This is a genomic window from Streptomyces sp. NPDC025793 (assembly GCF_055558375.1).
Genome location: NZ_JBVHMR010000049.1, coordinates 25,181 through 45,317, shown reverse-complemented (window position 1 = coordinate 45,317; position 20,137 = coordinate 25,181). Strand labels below are relative to the sequence as shown.

Below are 20,137 nucleotides of genomic sequence, written 5' to 3'. Positions count from 1 at the left end.
ACAGCGCCACCCCGATCTGGCGCATGATCGACGCATCACCCGCCCTGCGGGAGTACGAGGAGTCGATGAGACTTCGCCACGCGGAGGCGCTGGCAGCGGCCATCGCCGCCGATCCCGACCTGTCACGGACCACAACGGCCTGCCGGACCATTGCCAGGTTCGTGATCGACGCCTACTCACTGGCCCGTGAGACGGCCGACCCGCAGACCGCGCTCGACGAGATCTTTCCGATGATCGAGGCAGCCTGGGCCGTCACCCGCCCATCCGGTAACTCCACTATGGTCACGTGACGTTCCGGGTCGGTTACCGACCAGGGGACCGCGGAGGTTCTGGAGGTCGGGCGAAGCGCACGCGGATCTTCTCGAAGCCCTTGAAGGCCTCCGTGGTCGCGTACGACTGATAGGCGCGGCGGTCCCCCGGGCTCAGGCGCACCCGGTCGGTGAAAGGGGTCAGCAGGCTGCGCGGCCACATCCGTCCTACCCCGACCGCGCTCACCTCCGCCGTGCTCAGGAAGATCAATGCGCCCAGGTAGAGCCAGGCCAGCAGGCCGAGGACGATACCGAACATCCCGTAGGTCGCTGTGGCTCCCCGGAGCACATGGCTGACGTAGTAGGAGCCGGCCCACTGCACGAGCTGCCAGGCGCAGGCGCCGCCGAGGGCCGCCCGGGCCAGTCGGCGCAGCGGCAGCTCGCGCTGGGTCAGGACCCGCTGGCTCAGCACGATCAGTCCGGTGTTCAGCAGGACCGCTCCGGCGACCGCGGCGACCCGCGCCCCGGCCGCCGGGCGGGTGCCGAACACGGTTGCGGCCGCCACCGCCGAGGACAGCAGCGTGGTCACGCACAGCCCGGTCCCCAGGATCACCAGGAACACAAGCCCCTTCAACCGGGAACGGAGTGGGTCCGGCCGGGCGTGGCGGGGCACGGCCCAGATCTTGTTCAGCGCGTACTGGGCGGCCTGCCCCACGTTCAAGGCGCCGTACAGCGTGCCGATGACACCGGCCGCGAGGGCGAGTCCGCTGCCGTGCAGGGGGTGAACACTGTGGCCCAACTGGTCACCGATGACGGGGAACTCGGCCAGCGCCGAGTCGAGGACATGCTTCCGCAGGCCGGGATCGCCACTGAGCAGGGTGCCGAGGACGGCCACCAGGATCAGCAGGAGCGGGAAGAGGGACACGAAGGCGTAGTAAGCGAGCAGGGCCGCGAGATAGCTGCCCTGGTCGTCGAAGAACTTGTAGACCACAGCCAGCGGGAACCCCACCCAGCGGTGCCGACGCTGGTAGGCGTCCACGCGCGCGACGACTTCCATGGGACAACGAGTACCCTGCCCGCATCGCCATATGAGCGGGCCGTCGGCCCGGCCACTCAGCCTGTGCAGGTCAGAACGCCATGTCTCCTGCTGCCGTGCTCTGGGTGACCGGACCTCCACGGTTGCCTCTCTCAGTGAGGAGCGCGAGGGAGTAGCCGTCCTCGGGGTCGCCTCGATGCACCAAGAATGTGCCAGCTCATGCAGACGCCTGACCAGCCGATTCTGCCACCAACTGTGCGGGGAGGTTGTGCAGGACGTCGCCTAGCGCCGCCGAGGACGGTGCCGCACCGCCAAACCGGCCGCGGCCGTGGCCGCCGCGACTCCGGCCAAGGCGAGCGCGTCGTGGTGACGAGAGGCCCATGGCTGCGGTGCGCGCGATGCCGCCCGTTCGCCGAAGCGGCCGTGCGCGCCGAAGTCCCTGCCGTCGATGCCGTCCAGCGGCTGCCAGAGGTTGTCGCGGCTGCCGGGCGGCTTCGGCTCGTCAGTCATCTGCGAGTCGTAGCCGGTCCGGGCCAGATAGCGGTCGAGCAGGCCGGGTGCCACGGCATTGGCGAGCAGTGTGCCCATGGTGCTCGCGCCGACCCAGTACTCACGCCTGCGCGGGCGACCGGCGGCGTACACCACAGCACGGGCGGCGAGTTCGGGTTGGTAGATCGGTGGAACGGGCTGTGGACGGTACGGCATCCGGCTCAACGACCAGTCGAACTGGGGGGTGTTGAGGGCCGGCAGCTGGACCATGGTGACCGACACCCCGCTGCGGCGGTGCAGGAGTTCGCAGCGCACTGCCTCGTTCCAGCCTTGGATCGCGTGCTTGGCGCCGCAGTAGGCGGACTGCAGGGGGATACCGCGGTAGGCGAGCGCCGAGCCGACCTGTACGACGACGCCGTGGTCGCGCGGCAGCATCCGGCGCAGGGCAGCCTGCGTGCCGTACACGTAACCGAGGTAGCACACCTCGGTGACCCGGCGGAACTCGTCCGGCTCGATGTCGGTGAACTCCGCGAACACCGTGGTGAAGGCGTCGTTGACCCAGACGTCGATCGGGCCGAGTTCCCGTTCGGCCCGTGCTGCCACGTCCTCCACGGCACGGGGATCGGCGACGTCCGCTTCCAGTGGCAGCGCCGTTCCGCCGGCGCGGCGTATCTCGTCGGCTGCGGCGTCCAGCCCGTTTCGGCCCCGTGCCACGAGCGCCACACGGTCGCCTCGTGCGGCGAACGCCCGGGCTGAGGCCCGGCCGACGCCCCCGCTGGCTCCGGTGACCACGACGACCCGTGGGCTGTGCGACCCATGACCGGACCGTTGGAACATGGCTGCTGCCTCCGTTTCTCGCCCCTGTCACGGGTCTGACGACCGGTGCCCCTTGGCGGGACCGCCGGTACAGGAACAGTCGTGCACTTGCGGAGTAACCCTCAGGTGCGTCCGAAAACCTCTCGCAGCTGGCCGAGGTCACACCTGCAGGATGGTGCCGACCAGGGCCGACGCACCTGCCGACACAGTTGCATCTGGGCCTGGGGTGCGTGGCGCCTGGACGTCAGGGCCCGGTCCGGGCCGGCGGTCGGGGCGCGCAGCGCGTTCGACGGGTCGCCGAGCCTCCGTGCCGCGGTCCGAAGGCGATTCTCAGCGCAGGTTGCAGTGCGTTTCTCCGCTGTGGGTGTGTCCGGATCCGTTCCATGGTGCACGTCCTGGCCCTGGCGGCGACTCGTCCTGACCCGCACACGTCCTGTCGGATCACGCGAGGTCGGCCAAGTGGCGTCGTGCCCTGTCGAGGGAGCGGCGGCAGCGGCTCAGGTCCTTCCATGGGTTTTCGTGCTTGTCCAGGCGTTCGGGGAGGGTGCGCAGGGTCCAGCGCCGTGGGCCCAGCTCCGGGTCGTCGAGTTCCGTCCACGCCAGCGGGGTGGCGACCGGGGCGTGCGGGCGGGCGCGCACGGCGTAGGGGGCGACCGAAGTCTGGGCGTAGGCGTTGCGCTGGGTGTCCAGGTAGAGACGGCCCCGGCGTTTGTTCTTGCGTGCTTCGGTCGTCAGCCGGTCACTGTGCCGCGCCGCGAGCAGGTCGGCGACGCGCCGGGCGAAGTGCCGAGCGGTGTCGAAGTCCGTGCTCCGGTCGAGCGGCACCAGGAGGTGCAGGCCGCGCGATCCCGTCGTCATCAGCGCGGGGCGCAGCCCCAGCTCGGTGAGCAGGTCGCCCAGCCGGCGCGCGCCCCACCGGACGCTCTCGAAGCCATCGCGTGCGCTGTCAGGCGGGTCGAGGTCGAAGACCAGCCGGTCGGGGCAGTCCAGGCAGTCCGCGGAGCTCAGCCAGGGATGCGGGGTGATACACGCCTGGTTGGCAAGATAGAGGAGGGTGGCCGTGTCGTCACAGACGGCCATGGTGAGACGGCCACCTTCCTTGGGCACGCGCACCGTGCGGATCCAGTCGGGGAAGTAGTCGGGAACGTCCTTGTGGTAGAACGACTTTCCCTCGTAACCGTCCGGGTAGCGCTCCATCACCAGCGGGCGGCCCCTGAGGTGGCTCAGCATCAGGGGCGCGATGCCGCGGTAGTAGTCGATCATCTCGGCTTTGGTGATGCCGTCGTCCGGGAACAGCTCCTTGTCCGGGTTCGACAGCGGCACGGTGCGGCTGCCGACCCGTATCTTCTCCCGGGTCCTCGCCCTGGTATTCATGAGGTCTTCCTCGGGTTGTCTCCAGGCCGCTTCCGCCGGACGCCCGTCGCGGCCTCGTCGGTGAGCAGTCCGGTGCGGAGGCGATGGCGGAGCTTTCCGTCATCAGCCCATTGCGCGCATCCCACAGGACCGACCAGGTCCGTCAGCGATGTGGAGACGGACATCCTCATGCACCCCTTCCGCCGGGTGAACGGATGGTCACGTCTTCCGAGTGCCCGACGGACCCGACGCCATGCGCGCGCAGGACTCGGTCACAGTGCGCTACACGGTCATGACGACGAGCAGCACTGCCGTCCCTACGGCGAGCCAGGCGACGTAGTCACCGAGGTGTCCCGAGTGCAGTCGGCGCAGGGGCACGATCACGCGCCGTCCCACGCCTTCGCAGACGGCCGCGACCCGGCCCCACGCCGGTGACCGCAGCGTGGGCCCCCACACGGCGGCCATGGCGAGGAGCACCGCCAGGACGGTCGAGGCGAGCGCGAGGAGCACACCCTCGGCGCTCCAGCCGACGTCCGGAACCGGCGCGGACGGTGCGACGGTGTGGCCGTGGATCGCCGCCGTCGTATAGGCGGTGCGGTCGGTGAACTGCCGGGCGGCATGGGCGAGGGGGGCGCGGAGGCCGGGGAGCAGCCCGACGGCGAGCGCGGTGGCGAGGAGTACGGCGGGCACGACGAGCATGGGGACGGGGATCCGGCGTTGCGGATCGCGGATCTCCGGTTCCTCACCGCCGCCGGTGGTCTCCGTGCCGGCGTACCGGTCGCGCGGCCGGGGCCCGGCGCCGGCGAAGATCCGGGCGGCGGCCCGCAGCACGGCTCCGCCGGTGAGCGCCGAGACCAGCACGAACACCGCGGGCAGCCAGGGGAATTCGTCCTCCCCGGCCTGCTCGGCGACAGCCTTGCCGAGGGCTGTCCCGAACGGCGGCAGACCGGCGAGCCCGAGGCCGCCCACGGCGAACAGCGCGCCGACGAAAGGCAGATCGCGGCCGCGCCGGTACAGCCCGTGCTCGTCGACGGAGCCGTACCGGTCCAGCAGGACACCGGTCGTGGCGAACAGCGCCGCCTTGACCCCGGCATGGGCGGCGACGTACAGGGCGGTGCCGGCCGTCGCAGCGGGGGTGAGCAGTGCCGTACCGGCGAGGAAGAGGCCGACGTGCCCGACGGTGGAGAAGGCGAGAAGCCGCTTGAGGTGGCGCTGCTGCCAGCACATCACGGCCCCCACCAGTGCCGTCAGCACCCCGGCGGCCACGAACACGGCGCGCAGGTGCGCGTGTGTGATGCCGTCCGGTCCGGAGAAGACGACCCAGTAGACGCGTGCTGTGCCGTAGACGCCGAGTTCCACCATGACGCCGGAGAGCAGCATGCACACCGGGGTCGGAGCGACGGAATGGGCGTCCGGAAGCCAGAAGTGCAGGGGCACCACCGCCGCCTTGACCAGCATCCCGGTGACGATCAGCACGAAGGCCACGGACAGCAGGGCATCGGGGCGGTGCCGGGCGAGTTGCACACCGATCTGCGCGAGACCGAGCTCACCGGTGCGGGCGTAGACTAGCCCGATGCCGAGCAACGAGCAGTATGCGCCGAGGGAGTTGACGACACCGAAGATCAGGGCGCCCTGCACCGGCCGTGGGTCTTCGATGCGATAGCCCGTCAGGGCGTAGGCGACTGCCCCCATCAGCTCGAAGAAGACGAACGCGTCGAACAGGTCGCCGGTCAGCGCGAACCCGACCATCCCCGCCTCGAACAGGAGGATGAGGGCGGGGAAGGTGCCCGCGTGCGCCTCGGGCGGCTCGTCGAAGTAGCGCCAGGAGTAGACGACGACCGCGAGGACGAGCGCGCCGGTGAGCAGCGCGAGACCGACACCGATCCGGTCACCCACGAGCACGATGCCCACGCTCTCACCGTGTACCGGGGACCAGCCGCCCAGCCACGAGACACTGTGCCCGTCGCCGGTACGCAGCCACAGCCGGGCGAGGCAGCCGACCTCCAGCACCGCCCAGACGGTGACCAGCACATCGATGGCCGGGCGCGGCAGCCATCGCCCGACGACCACCAGGACCACGGCGCCCAGCAGAGGTACGGCGATCGCGAGCGGCAGCAGATCGGCGGTACGCACCATGCCCGGCCCGCTAGCCCTTCAGCCCGGTCAGGGCGTCCGGGTCGACCGTGCCGTGACGCTTGCGGATCTGGATGGCGAGCGCGAGCAGCAGCGCCGTCACTGTGGCTCCCACCACGACGTCGGTGAGCGCGAGCGCCTGGACGACCGGGTCGACGGTGCGGGTGCGCAGGGGAGTGTCGGTGAAGTAGGGCGCGATGCCGCCGCGCCGGTATCCGACGGTGAGCAGCAGCACGTACGTCGACGACTGAGCCACCGCGAGACAGCCGACGGCGTGGATGATGTCGCGGCTGGTGACCATGCCGTACACGCCGGCGAGGAAGATCCACCCGGCGGCGAGGAAGGGGAGCATCGTCATGTGCCTCCTCCCGAGCCCGAGTTCCGCGCCGGTCTCACCTCGACGGCCTGGTCGAGGAAGGAGGCGAGCAGGACGATGATGCCCGAGCCGACCTCGACGCCGACCGCCGCGTTCAGCAACGGCACCAGGCCACCGGAGGAGAGCTGCCCGAAGGTGCCGAGCGGCAGCACGTTCTGGAGGTAGGCCCCGCCGGCGATCAGTCCGGCGAACCCCAGAGCCACGAAGGCGCCCGCGCCGAGCGCGTCGGCAAGGTCGAGCACGGCCAGCGGGCGGATGCGTTTCAGTACGCGGTAGTCCGCGGCCACATACGCCATGTGCAGCCCGGTGGCGAGAACGACACCGCCCTGGAAGCCGCCGCCCGGCGACAACTGGCCGTGCGCCACGATGTACACGCCGGTCAGCAGCGTGAGCGGCACCATCACCAGGCCCAGCAGCCGGGTGCTGGGCAGGACCCGCCCGGCCTGCGGCGGGCCGACGCGCTCGTCGCGGGCACGGCGCAGCAGCACGAGCGTCCCGAGTACCGAGGCGAACAGGATCGACTCCTCTCCGAGGGTGTCCAGGGCGCGCTGGTCGAAGTTGACCGAGGAGACCACGTTGGCGGTGCGCTGCCGCAGCGACGCGGCCACCGCGCGGGTGCCGTAAGGGTGCACCGCCGTCCCGAAGTGCGGCAGACCGGTGCAGGCCAGCGTGTACACCGCGGCGAAGACGACGGCCGCGGCCCAGAACAGCCGGATGCGCGCGCTACGACTCATCGCCGCCCTTCCTGGCCGCGGTCGTCCCCGTCGTGACGCGAAGCTGTCGGGCGGCGCACCTTGCGGACCGTCAGCAGGATGAGCAGCGGGGTGACCGCCGTACCGACGGCCAACTGGGAGAGGGCCACGTCGGGTGCCTGGAGAAACGTGAACAGGACGGTGAGACACAGACCGAGGACGGCCAGTAGGACGGCCTGCCGTACCGGGTCGCGGGCCAGCGCCGCGGCTGTGGCACTCGCGGCGACCAGCACCAGCGCGCCGGCGATCAGACACTCCTGGACGACAGCGGTGCTCACTCCGGGGAGTCCCTTCGCAGCAGGTGTTCGTGCTGGGCCGTCGTCCTGCCGATCGCCATCGCCGTGACCGTCCCGCCGACCGCCACGACCACCGCGACGAGGACCAGCTTGACCGCGGCGCGTCCGGGGCCGTTCTCGACCGCCAGGGCGAGCGCGACGAGCGGAGTGCCGACGGTGGAGGCGGGGCTGAGGGCATGCAGTCTCTGGTACGGCCGGGGGAGGGCCACCAGGCCGACGGCGGACAGCACCAGCGCACCGGTACCGGCGATGAGCAGGACGAGTGCACACACATGACGGACAGCCATGTCACGGCTTCCCATGAGTCTGGGTATCGGGGGCCTCGACCGACCGGCCGCCGAGGAAGCGGGAGAAGACCAGCGTTCCGGCGGGTCCCAGGACGGCGAGGACGAGGCCGAGGTCGGCGAAGGAACTACGGCCGAACCCCTGGGCCGTCAGCAGCAGAACGGCGGTGACGACGGAGGTCGCCAGGCTGAGCCCCGCGAGCCTCTCGACCGCCGAGTCCCGGCCGGCGGCCCAGACGCACGGCGGCATACCCAGGGTCAGCAGGACCGCGATCGCGAGCAGCCAGGCGTTCACCGGCGCGTCCCCTCGGTGAGCACATCCTCCAGGCTCGTACGGTCATCGGAGAGAAAGTGCGCGACGGCTGTCTGCGAGTCTCGCCCCGTCCTCCGTGGTTCGCGTACGCGTACGTCGACGACGTATGCGCCGGGAGTGGACGACAGCAGGGCGCAGGCCCACGCGGCACCCGTTCCGGGGGAAAGCGTCATCATCTTCAGGCTCCCTTGCGAGGAATGGCCGCCGAGGGCACGCGCGGTGGCCCGGCACAGTCTGCTCAGGTCGGTGAGAACCGCGCCGGGCCACGCGAGCGCGGCCGCTCCCCATCGCCGGGTGCCGCCCAACCGGGCACCGGACGCCCTGTGGACGGCCCGGGCGGCGACCGCCGCGATCAGCGCTCCGCCCGCGACGACGACGAGTTCGAGGGGCGAGACGGTACTGATGAACAGGACGTTGACGACGACCAGCACCACCCACCAGGCCAGTACCTCGCCGAGTGCCGCCCGTGCCTTGCGCATCACCCCTCCTCACCCACAGCCGTCGTGGACCAGCAACGTGTACCGCGCGCCGCCACCGCCATGCCCTGCGCACGCCGGGGAGAGCGACCCCTCGGGCCGAGCATCACCGCGATGGAGCATCGCGTTCGAGGCGGGTACCCACGCCATCGGGTATCACCCGGATGTCGGCTGTGGCAGACGTGGTCCCGTCGGTGGGCGGCGTGGAGGCGCCCACCGACGGGACTGCTCGTGCCGCCATCGGCCTCGGCGAGCCTTGTGGAACCCGGGTGTGTCTACCAGTAGTGGCGTCGGCCGCCGACGGCGTGGCCGACGGACCCGAGGAGGAACAGGATGGCGCCGACGACGAGCAGGATGATTCCGATCGTCCACAGGATGCCGATGTGCAGGACGAATCCGACGATGAGCAGGATGACGCCGAGTGCGATCATGGCGCTCTTCTTTCTCTCCGGCTGGTGGGTTTCTCAGGTGGTGAGCAGGCGGTTGAAGAAAGAGCGGTAGTGGCGCAGGGCCATACGCAGGGCTTCGGTGTCGGCCTGCCCGCCCCGGCTCCACTGTTCTTCGAGCGTCTTCTTGTGCTCGTCGAACGTCGTGGCGAGCGTCTGCATGAGGTTGGCGACCAGGTTGTCCGCGGCCTGCACCGCGTCACGGGGATCGTCGACGAAGGTGGTCTGGATCTTCTCCCAGCGATTGCGGAAGTCGTCCTCGTCCTCGGCCGTCAACAATTGCGGCATCTCGTCCGCGTCCCCGGTCCGTGCTTTCGCCGCATCGGCGGCCGCGGGGGCTTTCGTCTCGCGGAACGTGGTGTCGTCGGACGCGTCCGCCCCTTTGGCATCCTCGCCCTCGCCCTCGCCCGGGTAGACCGGGGGAGTTGGGGCGGCGCTCGGGGCTGCGTCGGTCTCGCGGGGTTGTGCGAGGTCTTCGGTGGACAGTCCGCTGTCGGTGGTGTGCGGTGTGTCGTCGCGTTGCATAACTGCTCCGTGTCCATCGGTCCCGGCTGCTGGGATGTCACGCCGGGACGTGGCGGCTCTGGCCGCCGTCGGAGAGAAGTTCGTCGAACAGTGCCCGGTAGTGGACCATGGCGCTGCGCAGCTGTTCGGTGGTGGCCTTGTGGCCCTCGCTGAGCGTGTCGATCTCGTGGGCGGCCCTGTAGTGCGCGAGGGTGCGGCTGTGTTCCACGGAAAGGTCCTTGAGCTGCTGGTCGTAGCCTTCGGTGGGGTAGCCGCGTTCCTGCATGACGGAGGTCACCAGTCGGTCCGCGTCGTGCACGGCGTCCTCCGGGCGGTCCACGAACTCGTGCTGCACGTGGTCCCAGTCCCGTGTGTAGCGCTCGCGCAGACGGTCGGGCAGGGGCTTGATGTCGAGTTTGTCGTGTCGCTTCTCGCGCGCGCTGAGCTCGCGCTCGGCGGCGAGCCTGCTGTCGGCGGCCTCGACCGTCCGCTCGTACTCGGGGCCGTAGCGCTCCCGCAGGGCCCGGTGCCGCATGAAGAGAGCCAGGCCCACGGCGAACAGCACGACGACCACCGCGACGGGAATGACGATCGCCAGAAGTGTGCCGGTGGACATCGAGCCACCTCCTTCCGGAAAATTCGATGTTTTCCGTGTTCCCGTTCTCTGCGAATTACTCCTTTTCGTGGAGAGGCGTACGCGTCCCGTCAACCGGTTCGGTAGGGAGCCGCTCGCTCGCCGGCGATGCTCAGACCCAGGCCGGGTGCCTGTGCCTGGCCGACACCGAGGGAGCCGCCCTCAGCGTCCAAGGTGCCGTCGAAGAGCAGCCGCTCGATCCTGACGTGGTCGTGGAACCATTCCAGATGGCGCAGATTGGGCACCGTGGCCGCAGCGTGCACGTGGGCGTGCGGGGCGCAGTGGCCCGAGATCTCCAGGCCGTGGCTCTGGGCCAGAGCGGCGACCCGCAGCCAGACCGTGATGCCGCCGCAGCGCGTGACGTCCGCCTGCAGGCAGTCGACGGCGCGGGCGGCGAGCATGTGCCGGAAGTACGACAGCGTGTAGCCGTACTCTCCGGCCGTGACGTCGGGGGTGACCTGGGTGCGGATGGCGGCCAGGGCATCGGGATGGTCGGAGGAGACAGGTTCCTCGAACCACACGACTCCTTCGTCGGCGAGGCCCGCGGCCACACGGACCGCCTGCTTCGTGCCGTAGCCGCCGTTGGCGTCCACGTACAGCCCGGTCTTCGGCCCGACGGCGGCACGCGCCCGGGTGACGCGGCGCAGGTCCCGGTCCTCGCATCGGCCCCACGACTCCCCGATTTTGATCTTGACGCGCGGTATGCCCTCCGTCTCCACCCAGCCGCGCAACTGCCGCTCCAGACGGCTGTCGTCGTAGGTGGTGAAGCCGCCGCTGCCGTAGACGGGCACTTCGTCGCGGGCCGCTCCGAGGAGCTGGACCAGAGGAAGGCCGAGCACACGTGCCTTGGCGTCCCACAGGGCGATGTCGACGGCGGAGAGGGCCTGGGCCGCGACACCGGGCAGACCCGCGTTGCGTACGGCGCGGGCCATGGCCTCGTTCGCCCGGGGTACGTCGAGAACGGAGACGCCGGTGACGACGTCCGCGAGCAGGCCGTCGATGACACGGGCCGCGGCGGGCGGGGCGTACGTGTAGCCGAGGCCGGTGACCGTCCCGCAGTGGACGGTGGCCAGGACCAGGGTGGTGCTGTCCCAGGCGAGGGTGCCGTCCGCCTCGGGCGTGTCGGTGGGGACGGTGTAGACCTCGCTGGCCAGGCGTTCCACCGGCCGGGCGTCCGTCACCTGTGGCCTCCGGGCAGGAACTCCTGAACCTTGGCCCTGAAGCCCTGCCGGATCATGGCTGCCCGGTCGCTGTCGCCCTTGAGGACGGATGCCGCGGCTGCTTCGATCTGGTCGAGCGTGGCATGCGGCGGGATCGGAGGTACGGCGGGGTCGGTCACGAAGTCGAGCACGCAGGGGCGGTCGGCCGCCAGGGCGGCCTCCCAGGCACCCGTCACACCGTCTGGCTTCTCGATCCGCATGCCGGCCAGGCCGAGCGAGCGGGCGAAGTCGGCGTACCCGACGTCGGGGATCGACTGCGAGGGCAGGAACTGCGGGGCGCCCTCCATCGCGCGCATCTCCCAGGTCACCTGGTTGAGGTCCCGGTTGTTGAAGACGGCGACGATCAGTCGCGGATCGGCCCAGTCCCGCCAGTACTTGGCGACGGTGATCAGCTCGGCCATGCCGTTCATCTGCATCGCCCCGTCACCGACCAGGGCGATCGCCGGCCGGTCGCCGTGCGCGAACTTCGCGCCGATGGCGTACGGCACGCCGGGGCCCATGGTGGCCAGCGTCCCCGACAGCGAACCGCGCATCGCGCCGCGCAGCTTCAGGTGCCGGGCGTACCAGTTGGCGGCCGAGCCCGAGTCGGAGGACAGGATGACGTCGTCCGGGAGCAGTCCGCTGAGCGCGTGGGTGACGTACTCCGGGTTGACCGGGTCGGCCTCGACGGCGGCCCGCCGCTCCATCACCTCCCACCAGCGCGCCACGTTGTCCTCGATCGTCTTCTGCCACGCCCGGTCCTCGGTCTGCTCCAGCAGCGGCAGCAGCCTGCGCAGCGTGCGTGCGGCGTCGCCGACGAGGTTGACCTCGAACGGGTAGCGCAGCCCGACCATGTGCGGGTCGATGTCGATCTGCACGGCCCGTGCCTGGCCGAACTCCGGCAGGAACTGCGTGTAGGGGAAGGACGAACCGATCACGAGCAGCGTGTCGCAGTCGCGCATCATCTCGTACGACGGCCGGGTGCCCAGCAGGCCGATGGCGCCGGTGACGTAGGGCAGGTCGTCGTCCAGGGTGTCCTTGCCCAGCAGGGCCTTGGCGACTCCGGCGCCGAGCCGCTCGGCGACCTCCGTGACCTCCGTTCGCGCGCCGCGCGCGCCCTGGCCGATCAAAACGGCCGTCTTCCCGCCCGAGTTGAGTACATCGGCGGCACGTCGCAGGTCCTCGTCGTCCGGCACCGCCGTCGAGTGCGGCATGCCGAGACTGGAGGGGACCATCTTGAAGGCGTGCTCGGGCGGCGAGTAGTCCAGTTCCTGGACGTCGGCGGGAACGATCAGGGCCGTCACCGAGCGGCGTGCCATCGCCGTGCGCAGCGCGCGGTCGAGGACGTTCGGGAGCTGCTCGGGGACGGTGACCATCTCGCAGAAGTCCGAGGCGACGTCCTTGTACAGGCTGATGAGGTCGACTTCCTGCTGGTACGAGCCGCCCATGGCGCTGCGGTTGGTCTGCCCGACGATCGCGACCACGGGCACGTGGTCGAGCTTGGCGTCGTACAGGCCGTTGAGGAGGTGGATGGCGCCGGGGCCGGAGGTCGCGGCGCAGACACCGACCCGGCCGGAGAACTTGGCGTATCCCACGGCCTCGAAGGCGGACATCTCCTCGTGGCGGGACTGGACGAAGCGGGGGTTGTTCCCGGCTCGCCCCCAGGCGGCGAGGAGACCGTTGATCCCGTCGCCGGGATAGGCGAAGACATGCTTCACGTCCCACTCGCGCAGGCGCTGGAGGATGTAGTCGGAGACCTTCGTCGACATGGTTCGCGATCCTTTCCGGCGGGGGTGCAGTTGCGGTTACCGGCGGCGCAGCGTTCGTACGGCGAGCGGACCGGCCGTCGCGAGGAGTGCGGCGGTGCCGGCCGTCGTCGCCCAACGGGCTCCGGCGGACGGTGGCTCGGGGCGGGCGGCGAGGCGTTCGGGTTGTTCGGCGGGCAGGTTGCCGGCGAGACCGAGAGCCAGCGCCTCGGCCAGGTGCAGGGCCCGGCGTCCGGTGCCGCCCTGCTCGATCTGGGTGCGGCAACTGAAGCCGTCGGCGAGCACGAGGGCGCTGGGCGCCGCCGCGCGGACGGACGGCAGGACCCCCAGCTCGCCTATCGCCAGGGACACGTCGTGATGGCCCCGTTCGAAGCCGAAGTTGCCGGCCAGGCCGCAGCAGCCCTCGTCCAGGACATCGGCGTCCAGGCCGGCGCGGCGCATCAGCTCACGATCGGCGTCGAACTTCATGAGCGCGTGCTGGTGGCAGTGGGTCTGTACGGTCGCCTGCCTGGCCAGCCGGGGCGGACTCCATGCGCCGGGCGCGTGCTCGACCAGTTGCTCGGCGAAGGTGCGCGTCTGCTTCGCCAGCCGCCGCACGTCCTCGTCGCCGGGGAGCAGTTCGGGGGCGTCGGAGCGGAACACGGCCGTGCAGGACGGCTCCAGGCCGATGACGGGGGTTCCCGCGTCGAGATAGGGACGCAGTGCCCGCGTGGTGCGGCGCAACACCCGCTGGGCCGTGGCGAGTTGGCCGGTGGAGATCCACGTCAGCCCGCAGCACAGGGGGGTGTCGGGCACGGCGACCCGGAATCCGGCGTCTTCGAGCAGCCGTGCCGCGGAGATCGCCACCGACGGATGGAAGTGGTTGCTGAAGGTGTCCGGCCACAGGAGTACCGTCGCCGGATCGGCCGGGTCGGGCCGCTGCCTGCCGTTCTCCTGCCACCAGCGTATGAACGACCGCTCGGCGAAGAGCGGAGCCGTTCTGTCCGGTTCGACGCCGGCGAGCCACCGTCCGGCCCGGCCGAGGCCCGGGGCGTCCAGCACAGCGTTCGCCAACCAGGGTGCGTGAGAGGCCAGTTGGGCCCACAGCGGGAGCCAGCCCAGCGAGTAGTGGGCGGCGGGGCGGAGCCGGCCGGCGTAGTGGTGGGAGAGGAACTCCGCCTTGTACGTGGCCATGTCCACGCCCGTCGGGCAGTCGGACTTGCATCCTTTGCAGGCCAGGCACAGGTCCAGGGCGTCGCGCACCTCGGTCGAGCGCCACCCGTCGGTGACCGGGGAGTCCGGATGCCCGTCGAGCATCTCGAACAGCAGCCGCGCCCGGCCCCGGGTGGAGTGCTCCTCCTCCCGTGTCGCCCGGTAGGAGGGACACATCACGCCGCCACGCCGACTGCGGCAGTTGCCGATGCCCACGCAGCGCATTACGGCCCGGGTGAAGGAGTGGCCGTCCTCGGGATACCCGAAGCGGGTCTCCGGGTCGGCGGGGCGCCAGTCCCCACCCAGACGCAACTCGCTGTCGACCGGATTCGGGTCGACGACCTTGCCCGGGTTCATCCGGTTGCCAGGGTCGAACAGGGCCTTCAGTTCACCGAAGGCGGTCACCAGCCGTTCGCCGAACATCCGGCTCAGCAGCTGACCGCGGGCCTGGCCGTCGCCGTGCTCACCCGACAGCGAGCCGCCGTAGGAAGCGACGAGATCGGCGGCCCGCTCCACGAACCGGCGGAAGTCGGCGACGCCCTGGGCGGTCCGCAGCCCGAACGGGATGCGGGTGTGCACACAGCCCTGCCCGAAGTGGCCGTACAGGGAAGGATCGTCGTAGTCGAACTCGTCGAACAGGCGCTTCAGATCCCGCAGATAGTCACCCAGCCGCTGCGGCGGTACGGCGGAGTCCTCCCAGCCCTCCCACGTCTCCCGGTCATCGGGCGGGCGTGCCGTCACTCCGAGCCCGGCCTCTCTGGCCTTGAGCATCCTCTGCTCGCGCTCGGGCTGGTCGGAGAAGGCGACCGAGGGGTCCTGCTCGGTGCGGCCGATCGCCTTCAGCAGGGCGTGGGCCTGCTCGTCCACGTCCTCCTGGCTGTCCCCGGAGAACTGCGTGAGGAGCCAGCTGTCACCCTCGGGGAGGGCGGCGAGGGAGTCGAGATAGGCGTGCTCCTCGCGCATCAGCTGGGCCATCCGGCCGTCCAGGGCCTCCAGTTGGGCGGGGGAGCAGTGCTCCAGCAGATGAGGCACGTCGTCCGCTGCCCGGCAGATGTCGTCGTAGCCGAGTACGAGCAGTGACTGGCAGGCGGGCACCGGGACGAGATCGAGTTCGGCGTGCAGGACGGTCACCAGGGTGCCTTCGCTGCCGACCAGCGCCCGGGCGACGTCGAAGCCGTTCTCGGGGAGCAACGAGTCGAGGTTGTAGCCGGAGACCCGGCGCGGGATCTTCGGGTAGCCGCGCCGGATGTCGGCCAGATAGGTGCCGGCGATCCGGTCCAGGCCGTCGTAGATCTCGGCCCGCCGTCCGCCCTCCGCGGCGATCCGAGCCCGCTCGGCCCGGCCGGTGGGTCCCACCCACATGCGCAGCCCGTCATAGGTCATGACCTCCAGCCGGCGTACGTTGTCCACCGTCTTGCCGTACGCCTGCGCGGAGGCGCCGCACGAGTTGTTGCCGATCATGCCGCCCAGGGCGCAGTGGCTGTGTGTCGAGGGCTTCGGGCCGAACTGCAGCCGGTGATCGCTGAGCCGGCGGTTGAGTTCGTCGAGGACGATGCCCGGCTCGACGACACAGGTGCGGGCCTCGGGATCGACCGCGACGAGGTGGTGGCAGTACTTGGTCCAGTCGATCACGACGGCCGTGTTGGTGCTCTGCCCGGCCAGGCTGGTGCCTCCGCCGCGCGACAGCACGGGCGCGTCGAACCGGGCGCAGATCTCCACCGCGTGGGCTCCCGCCTCGACTGACCGGGGGACGACCACACCGAGGGGTACCTGCCGGTAGTTGGAGCCGTCGGTGGCGTAGGCCCCCCGGCTCCCGGCATCGAACCGGACCTCGGCGTCGGCCTCGGCGCGCAGGGCCGCGGCCAGGGCGTCGAGGCTGGTTCCACGGATGCGTTCAGTCATGATCGTATTCCCCCCGGGGGGCCGTGATGGTCCGGTGCGGGCCGGGTGCTCGCCGTGGCCATCCGGGCGCCCATGCCGGCGTGCGGCCGAGCCGGCGCCCGTTCTGGCAGCTCCCCGTGGTGGGAGCGGCACGGCCCGAAGCCGTCGTTCGCGTAGATCACCAGAACGTCCGCCTTCCGGGCCCGGCCGGGCGGCTCGGCCAGGACGGGCACGGCGCGCTCGGCGGCCGGCACCGGCGGCTCAGTGTGCTCGTGGCCGTGCGTGTTGATCGTGTCGATCACGACGAGTGTGTTGCCGTCGGTCTCCGCGGGTCCGGGCACGGTGTCCACCATCTCGCGCGGTCAGTCCCGAAGCCGGGGCAGGACCTTGGTGCGGTAGAAGTCGAAGAAGCCCTGCTGGTCCGCGCCGATCTGGTTGACATACACACCGTCGAAGCCCGCGTCGACGAACGCGGACAGCGCCTCGACGTGGGCGTCCGGATCGTCGCCGCATCGCACGGCCCGGGCCACCCGCTCCTCGGTGACCAGCTCGGAGGCCTGCTCGAAGTGGGTCGGGGTGGGCAGGACCTGCGGGAGTTCGCCGGGCAGCTGCTCGGTGGCCCACAGGCGGTGCGCGGTGCGGACCGCCTCCCGCTCGTCCGTGCCCCAGCACACCTTCAGCCCGCCGTACACCGGCTTGCTCCCGCCGCCACCTCGCCGGAAACGCTCCACCACGGCCTCATCGGGCGCCATGGTGATCAGCCCGTCACCGACGCGGGCCGCGACCTCGGCGGCCTGTGGGCCGAAGGCCGACACATCGATCGGCACCGGTTCGTCCGGGACCGTGTACAGGCGGGCGTTCTCCACGGTGTAGTGCTTGCCGTGGTGACTGGTCTGCTCCCCGGTCAACAGCCGCCGGATGATCTGGAGTGCCTCCTCCAGCATCTCCAGCCGTACCGGTGCCTCCGGCCAGACGGTGCCGAGGATGTGCTCGTTGAGCGCCTCGCCGGTACCCACGCCCAGCCGGAAGCGCCCGTCCAGCTGAACCGCGCTGGTCGCAGCGGCCTGGGCGATCACCGCTGGGTGGGTGCGCAGCAGCGGACAGGTGACTGCGGTCTCCACGGGCAGTGACACCGCCTGTGACAGAGCGCCGATCACCGACCACACGAACGGGCTCTGGCCCTGTCGGCCGTTCCACGGGTGATAGTGGTCCGATATCCACAGCGACTCGAAGCCGGCCTGCTCGGCCATGCGTGCCTGCTCGACGAGGTCCGCCGGGCCGTGCTCCTCGGACGACAGGAAGTATCCGAAGCCGGGCATCGCGCCTCCCAGAGGGAACATGTCGGTGATCCTGGACGCGCCGGGTACCCGTCGGATCGGCAGGTCTAACTGGGTGCGTCCGTGGTGCCGTCCTGAATGGGCGGTACGGGCACATGTCTTTCGGCCCCGACAGCCCGGACGGCCACTCCCGGGGGGAGGGGGCAGAGCGGCCCCGGAGCGAGGTTGACGTCTTCGGAGCGCAGTCCGTAGTGCTCGCGCAGTTCGATCATGCGGTCGTCGAGCAGCAGGGTGGGGCCGATGCGCTCCTCCTGCTCCTCGCTCGGGTCGCCCAGGTCGAATCTCGCGGCGGGTGGCGGTCCCGCGCCATTGCTTGCATGCGGTTGATGCACCGCTCCACCGCATGCATCAAATGAACCTGGACCTTCCGGGCTGCGGGGGCGGCGCCGATCCCATCAGATCCGATGGGCTATGGGGCCGCAGCTCGGCAGCCGCCGTCATGCCAGCGGGCTCCGTGGTAGCGAGGCGAGCAGGTGGGCCGGGTCCGCGAAGACGGCTTCGGCGCCGGCCTCCTCCAGCTCGTTACGCGGAATGCCGCCACACAGCAGCCCCACGCACCGCACGCCCGCACGGCTGCCCGCCCGCATGTCCCACACGGTGTCGCCGACGAACACAGCACGCTCCGCGGTGATCCCGGCCAGCTCCAAGGCCCTCTCCACGGGCTCGGGGGCCGGTTTGCCTTCGGTGACGTCATCGGCACTCGCCGTCGCCGTGATCGCGTCGTCCGCGTCGATCGCACGCCGCAGCGCAGAGAGCTCGCCGCCACTCGCCGATGTGGCGAGGACGACCGTCCAGCCGTCTGCGGCCAGCCGCCGCAGCAGACGTCCCGCGCCCGGCAGCGGGGCGAGGAGTTCGAAATGCTGGGCATAGAGCGTCTTGTGGGCTGCGCTGAGGTCGGCCCCTTCCTCCTCGGCCCGGTCTGCACCGAGAAGATGGGCGACAAGGTCCTCTGAACCGAGCCCGACCGCCCGATGGATCGCGTGCGTCGGCACTCGGTGGCCTGCCTGACGGAACGCCTCCCACCAGGTCACCACGTGCAGATGGTTGGTGTCGACGAGAGATCCGTCCACGTCGAACACGGCTGCGCGGCCGTTGTCGTTGCCCGAATGGCTCTTGTTTGTGGACATGACGAGACTCCTCTGGATGTCATGACCGGTTACCTCATCCTGGCTCGAGTGGCTGCCGGGTTCCCGCCAAGGCGGTATGGCACGCACGGGCCTGCCATGGGGGAGGACAGCTGTCTTCGCCGCACTCTTCCTGGGTACCCGGTGGTTCACGAGCCGACAAGGAGGACCCCATGAGTTCGGTCAAGGAAACGGTCGACGTGGCGGCCCCGCTCCGCATCGCGTACAACCAGTGGACTCAGTTCGAGGAATTCCCCCTCTTCATGGAAGGCGTCGACGAGGTCAGGCAACTCGACGACCGCCACAACCACTGGACCACCAGTATTGGCGGGGTACGGCGCGAGTTCGACACGGAGATCGTCGATCAGCTTCCGGACGACCGCATCACCTGGCGATCCGTCGCGGGAGACACCCGGCAGCGCGGATCGGTCCGGTTCGAGCGGATCGACGAGACGCACACGCGTGTGGAACTCACGATGGATGTCGAGCCGACAGGCATCGCCGAGAAAGGCGCGGACGCGCTGGGCATGATCGACCGGAGGGTCAAAGGCGACCTGAGCCGCTTCAAGGACTACCTCGAAAGCCGCGGTCGCGAGAGCGGCGGCTGGCGCGGCCGCATCCGCCCCGCAGACCCCGGCTCTCCTCTCTGACGAGGCGCACGGGCATCCTCGACGTGCCCGTGCCCACGATGGCGCACGCTCGGGTCGGCCCCGGGCTCGCTGTCGGCCGGGCCCGGTCGCGGCGCACGGGCGCACGGTGGCGTCGGCAGGCTCGGCGCGGACCGCCGATCAGGTGAGACCGCGCCACCGTGCGACGTGCGATGTGCAAGGGCTGTGCTGGGCGGCACAGACCCAGGCGAACGGACGAAAGACGGGACGCACGGACACGGCGGAAACGTGATCGACGAGGTGATGACCGACCACCGCGAGGTCGAGGAGATGTTCGGCCGCATCCAGGCCATTCCACGAGCTGCCGGCGACTGCGTGACCTCGTGGACGAGCTCACCATCGAGCTGGTGCGGCACTCGGTCGGCGAGGAGCAGTACCTGCACCCGGCGGTGCGCGAACACGCCGAGGGCGGCGCCCGGCTCGCGGACAACGAGATCGCCGACCACGGCCGCGTCGAGGAGATCCTCAAAACAGCTGGAGACGGGGGACGCCAAGAGCGCGCAGATGAGCCCGCTCCTGCAGCAGCGCATGGCAGAAGTCGCCGACCACGTCGAGGACGAGGAGAGCAACCTCTTCCCGATGTTGCGCCACGCCTGCACCCCGGAGCAGCCGAACAACCTCGGTGACGAGGTCCGGCCGGCCAAGGCCACGGCCCCCATTCGCCCGCACCCCTCCGCGCCGAGCAGCCCGACAGCCAGCAAGCTCCTCTCGCCGGGTGCCGGCCTGGTGGACGGGGTCCGCGGCTTCGCCACCGGCCGCGGCAAGTCCTGACCCGGGGTTTCGGTGACGTGCCAGGGGCCGGGCCGCCCGGGAGG

At 70.5% G+C, this 20,137-nt stretch carries 20 protein-coding genes and 3 pseudogenes; 3 read left to right on the top strand and 20 right to left on the bottom strand.

The genetic code is table 11. From position 1 onward, the window contains the following. Window positions 1–290 (top strand): annotated as a pseudogene (locus tag ACZ4MF_RS42450) (TetR/AcrR family transcriptional regulator); the annotation flags it as partial. Window positions 291–303: 13 nt separating this feature from the next. Here the strand turns inward: ACZ4MF_RS42450 and ACZ4MF_RS42445 are convergent. The 20 genes and pseudogenes from ACZ4MF_RS42445 to ACZ4MF_RS42350 form a co-directional block, all read right to left on the bottom strand. After that, window positions 304–1,305 carry a YihY/virulence factor BrkB family protein gene (locus tag ACZ4MF_RS42445; RefSeq protein ID WP_467498872.1) on the bottom strand — a complete coding sequence of 334 codons (1,002 nt, stop codon included), beginning with the start codon at window positions 1,303–1,305 and terminating at the stop codon, window positions 304–306. Window positions 1,306–1,566: 261 nt separating this feature from the next. Beyond that, window positions 1,567–2,610, bottom strand: a complete 1,044-nt coding sequence (locus tag ACZ4MF_RS42440) for an SDR family oxidoreductase (protein ID WP_467498870.1) — start codon at window positions 2,608–2,610, stop codon at window positions 1,567–1,569. A 420-nt stretch (window positions 2,611–3,030) separates the two neighbouring features. Further along, window positions 3,031–3,963 carry a non-homologous end-joining DNA ligase gene (gene ligD / locus ACZ4MF_RS42435; protein ID WP_467498868.1) on the bottom strand — a complete coding sequence of 311 codons (933 nt, stop codon included), beginning with the start codon at window positions 3,961–3,963 and terminating at the stop codon, window positions 3,031–3,033. Between the two features lie 261 nt (window positions 3,964–4,224). Beyond that, window positions 4,225–6,078 carry a complex I subunit 5 family protein gene (locus ACZ4MF_RS42430; protein ID WP_467498866.1) on the bottom strand — a complete coding sequence of 618 codons (1,854 nt, stop codon included), beginning with the start codon at window positions 6,076–6,078 and terminating at the stop codon, window positions 4,225–4,227. Between the two features lie 10 nt (window positions 6,079–6,088). Continuing rightward, window positions 6,089–6,433, bottom strand: a complete 345-nt coding sequence (locus ACZ4MF_RS42425; RefSeq protein WP_351579001.1) for a sodium:proton antiporter — start codon at window positions 6,431–6,433, stop codon at window positions 6,089–6,091. Beyond that, window positions 6,430–7,185 (bottom strand): MnhB domain-containing protein, encoded by a 756-nt coding sequence (locus ACZ4MF_RS42420; protein WP_467498863.1) that lies wholly within the window; start codon window positions 7,183–7,185, stop codon window positions 6,430–6,432. Before ACZ4MF_RS42420 ends, ACZ4MF_RS42425 begins: the two co-directional genes overlap by 4 nt. Further along, the gene (locus ACZ4MF_RS42415; protein WP_467498861.1) at window positions 7,182–7,481 is read right to left on the bottom strand and encodes a Na(+)/H(+) antiporter subunit B; all 300 of its coding nucleotides are present in this window, start codon (window positions 7,479–7,481) and stop codon (window positions 7,182–7,184) included. The genes ACZ4MF_RS42420 and ACZ4MF_RS42415 overlap by 4 nt, the downstream gene beginning before the upstream one ends. After that, window positions 7,478–7,786 (bottom strand): monovalent cation/H(+) antiporter subunit G, encoded by a 309-nt coding sequence (locus ACZ4MF_RS42410; protein WP_467498859.1) that lies wholly within the window; start codon window positions 7,784–7,786, stop codon window positions 7,478–7,480. The genes ACZ4MF_RS42415 and ACZ4MF_RS42410 overlap by 4 nt, the downstream gene beginning before the upstream one ends. Window position 7,787: 1 nt before the next feature. Continuing rightward, window positions 7,788–8,078: an MrpF/PhaF family protein gene (locus ACZ4MF_RS42405; protein WP_467498857.1), complete on the bottom strand. Its 291-nt coding sequence runs from the start codon at window positions 8,076–8,078 to the stop codon at window positions 7,788–7,790. Then, on the bottom strand, window positions 8,075–8,575 hold the full coding sequence (locus tag ACZ4MF_RS42400; protein WP_467498855.1) for a hypothetical protein: 501 nt from the start codon (window positions 8,573–8,575) through the stop codon (window positions 8,075–8,077). The genes ACZ4MF_RS42405 and ACZ4MF_RS42400 overlap by 4 nt, the downstream gene beginning before the upstream one ends. A gap of 272 nt (window positions 8,576–8,847) precedes the next feature. Next, on the bottom strand, window positions 8,848–9,003 hold the full coding sequence (locus tag ACZ4MF_RS42395) for a DUF6131 family protein (RefSeq protein WP_351578983.1): 156 nt from the start codon (window positions 9,001–9,003) through the stop codon (window positions 8,848–8,850). A gap of 33 nt (window positions 9,004–9,036) precedes the next feature. Continuing rightward, complete coding sequence (locus tag ACZ4MF_RS42390) at window positions 9,037–9,543, bottom strand: hypothetical protein (protein ID WP_467498853.1); 507 nt, start codon at window positions 9,541–9,543, stop codon at window positions 9,037–9,039. 37 nt (window positions 9,544–9,580) lie between these two features. Then, entirely contained in the window at window positions 9,581–10,138 is a 558-nt protein-coding gene (locus ACZ4MF_RS42385) for a hypothetical protein (RefSeq protein ID WP_467498851.1), read from the bottom strand. 89 nt (window positions 10,139–10,227) lie between these two features. Continuing rightward, window positions 10,228–11,337: an enolase C-terminal domain-like protein gene (locus ACZ4MF_RS42380; RefSeq protein ID WP_467498849.1), complete on the bottom strand. Its 1,110-nt coding sequence runs from the start codon at window positions 11,335–11,337 to the stop codon at window positions 10,228–10,230. After that, window positions 11,334–13,124 (bottom strand): thiamine pyrophosphate-requiring protein, encoded by a 1,791-nt coding sequence (locus ACZ4MF_RS42375; protein WP_467498847.1) that lies wholly within the window; start codon window positions 13,122–13,124, stop codon window positions 11,334–11,336. The genes ACZ4MF_RS42380 and ACZ4MF_RS42375 overlap by 4 nt, the downstream gene beginning before the upstream one ends. A gap of 36 nt (window positions 13,125–13,160) precedes the next feature. Beyond that, a complete protein-coding gene (locus ACZ4MF_RS42370; RefSeq protein WP_467498845.1) occupies window positions 13,161–16,214 on the bottom strand; it encodes an FAD-binding and (Fe-S)-binding domain-containing protein in 3,054 nt (1,017 codons plus the stop codon). Beyond that, the gene (locus ACZ4MF_RS42365; RefSeq protein WP_467498843.1) at window positions 16,211–16,534 is read right to left on the bottom strand and encodes a hypothetical protein; all 324 of its coding nucleotides are present in this window, start codon (window positions 16,532–16,534) and stop codon (window positions 16,211–16,213) included. The genes ACZ4MF_RS42370 and ACZ4MF_RS42365 overlap by 4 nt, the downstream gene beginning before the upstream one ends. A gap of 21 nt (window positions 16,535–16,555) precedes the next feature. Beyond that, on the bottom strand, window positions 16,556–17,512 hold the full coding sequence (locus ACZ4MF_RS42360; RefSeq protein ID WP_467498875.1) for an LLM class F420-dependent oxidoreductase: 957 nt from the start codon (window positions 17,510–17,512) through the stop codon (window positions 16,556–16,558). A 149-nt stretch (window positions 17,513–17,661) separates the two neighbouring features. Then, window positions 17,662–17,814, bottom strand: a pseudogene (gvpK, locus tag ACZ4MF_RS42355) (gas vesicle protein GvpK); the annotation flags it as partial. A gap of 153 nt (window positions 17,815–17,967) precedes the next feature. After that, window positions 17,968–18,657: an HAD family hydrolase gene (locus ACZ4MF_RS42350; RefSeq protein ID WP_467498841.1), complete on the bottom strand. Its 690-nt coding sequence runs from the start codon at window positions 18,655–18,657 to the stop codon at window positions 17,968–17,970. 170 nt (window positions 18,658–18,827) lie between these two features. Between ACZ4MF_RS42350 and ACZ4MF_RS42345 the strand changes: the two genes are divergently transcribed. Beyond that, the gene (locus tag ACZ4MF_RS42345; protein ID WP_351578962.1) at window positions 18,828–19,304 is read left to right on the top strand and encodes an SRPBCC family protein; all 477 of its coding nucleotides are present in this window, start codon (window positions 18,828–18,830) and stop codon (window positions 19,302–19,304) included. Between the two features lie 261 nt (window positions 19,305–19,565). Further along, a pseudogene (locus tag ACZ4MF_RS42340) lies at window positions 19,566–20,093 on the top strand (hemerythrin domain-containing protein). Window positions 20,094–20,137 lie beyond the last annotated feature (44 nt).